Source organism: Pelotomaculum sp. FP (genome assembly GCF_004369245.1).
In the GTDB taxonomy this organism is placed as follows: Bacteria; Bacillota; Desulfotomaculia; order Desulfotomaculales; family Pelotomaculaceae; genus Pelotomaculum_C; species Pelotomaculum_C schinkii.
Map to the genome: position 1 here is coordinate 1 of NZ_QFGB01000118.1, position 2,202 is coordinate 2,202.

1 protein-coding gene is annotated in these 2,202 nt (G+C 48.5%); it reads right to left on the reverse strand.

All coding sequences use genetic code 11. The annotated features are described in order from the left end of the window. Nucleotides 1-262: 262 nt before the first annotated feature. A partial coding sequence (locus Psfp_RS20855; RefSeq protein WP_134220431.1) for an S-layer homology domain-containing protein occupies nucleotides 263-2,202 on the reverse strand: 1,940 nt, incomplete at its 5' end.

Consider the following 2,202-nt stretch of genomic DNA (forward strand, 5'->3'; position numbering starts at 1 on the left):
CCAGGAAAAAGCTGCATAAATATCGGCGCCCGATTGGCTGCAAGATAAACCTTAAAACAATAATTACCACCCTTTAGAGCTAATAATTATCTTTACCTGTTAAAATTTCCTGCTCCATCCCTGACATAAAACAAAAAAATCCGCCAACATTACCCGCCCGCAGTCACGCAGGTCATAGCCGCCCAGACCTCCCCTTTCAGGACAACATCAAACTGTTCATTAAGCTATCGAAGGCCGCCCGGTGAAGGGCGGCCCGTCTCTGCTATTCCTTTGTCAAGCTGTAGACTTTACCGTCCTGCAATTTCAGTTTTACTTCCCATCCTTCACAAACGTCTTTAAAGTTGATGCTATCTCCATCCCGGTCTTTCAGGGAAGCATTGCTCTTTAGATAATAGGTGAATTCGTTGCCGCTGACCTGTTTAATCTTGATCTTGTTACTGCTGGTATTAACATCGGTCACTTCACCTTCCAACGTAATATTCTGGTCGTCAGTAACATCAATACTTTTAGCTTTACCACTTTCTTCCCTTACCTCAACTTCGCTGCCGATTACGAGATCGTAGATATGAATGCTCTCACCATCGCTGTAGCAGGCGGTGCTGTTTGTAATGGTATACTGGGCCTTTCTCCCGTTGCTTTTTTCTATTCGAATCACAGGGTTATTACCGGTAACCAGATCCGCAATCTTACCAGTGACATTGGAACTGGTATTTTTGATAACCACAATATAATCAACCCGGCCCCGGCTGTTCTTTTCCAGCATTACCCGCTCCCCGGTTCGCAGCTCGTCAAAGTCAATCTCGGAGCCGTCCCTCCTCACTTCCACATTGCTGTTTACAGCATATTGCCGGGTTTGATCGTCATCGTCGCGGATGGTTATACTATAGTCGCCGCTGGTATCAAGGTCCCTTATGACACCCTCTATCCCCCCGGAGCCAGAATCAAGCACATTAATATAAACAACCCGGTCCTGGCTGTTTAGTTCCAGAATAACCCGCTCCCCGGTGCGCAGCTCGTCAAAATCAATCTCGGAGCCGTCCTCCCACACCTCCACTTCGCTGTCTACCACATAGTCATATACATCTCCGTCATCATCGTAAATAGTAATACCATAGGCGCCGCTGGTATCCAGCTCCTTGATCCAACCCTCCAACCCGGAGTCAGAATCAAGCACATTTATATAATCAACCCGGTCTTCGCTGTTTAGTTCCAGCTTTACCCGCTCCCCGGCGCGCAGCTCATCAAAGCCAATTTTATAGCCTTCCTTCCTCACTTCCACGTCGCTGGCCACAATGTAGTCCCGGGTGTCCCCGTCGTCGTTGCGAATGGTTATACCATATGTGCCGCTGGTATCAAGTTCCCTTATGACGCCCTCCAAATTACCGTAACTAATTATATTAATTCTGATCGCTTCATTTTCGTACGCTTCAATGTTAACCAGATAGCCCTCCCTGAGAGCGTCGTATGACACCACGTTGTCCTCGCCTCTGGTTACCACAATGTCGGCCGGCACATTCAGCTTTATTGTCGCGCCGGTGTCTTTACGCACCGTCAGTGCGGTGGATCTTTTCGATGTCACGGTGCCCTTCACAGCGCTGGTATCAAGAGTGCTTATTTTAGTAATTTTATTGTTTACAACTCTAATCTCAACATAGTCCCCTCTACTCAACGACGAGACTTCCTGTCGACCGCCCGCTTTATCTACTTTTATGCCTCCAGTTACAGAACGGGTTAAACTGTCGCCGTTAAAATCGGTGATGCTCAGCCAGTATTCCCCGGAGACGCTCAGAAGGTTACTGACCTGGCCCGTGTAAATTTGGGCAGCTCCGCTTTCACTAGACGTTTTACCCGTCCTCTCAGCTTTGACGAAAACAACCTGGCTACTCTTGTCTAATACCAGTTTCACCTCGTCGCCCGCTTTAAGATCGGCTGCCCCCGCCTTTTGCCCGTCAAGATAGTACCGGCATTCGGCGGTCGGAATTCTACTGATACCACTCTGCAGGGTAATCAGTCCCGCGGACGGTTCAATATTCGAGATCTTACCGGTTATGTAGCGATCCGGATAGGGATTGACCAATTCCTTATTCAACAAGTTGGACAATAAAACTGCCATCTGGGCCCGGTTGATCACACTGTTAGGCTCAAAGACGTTGCCCGGCAGCCCCTGCATGAGTTCATTATCCACCAGTGCGGCCACATATT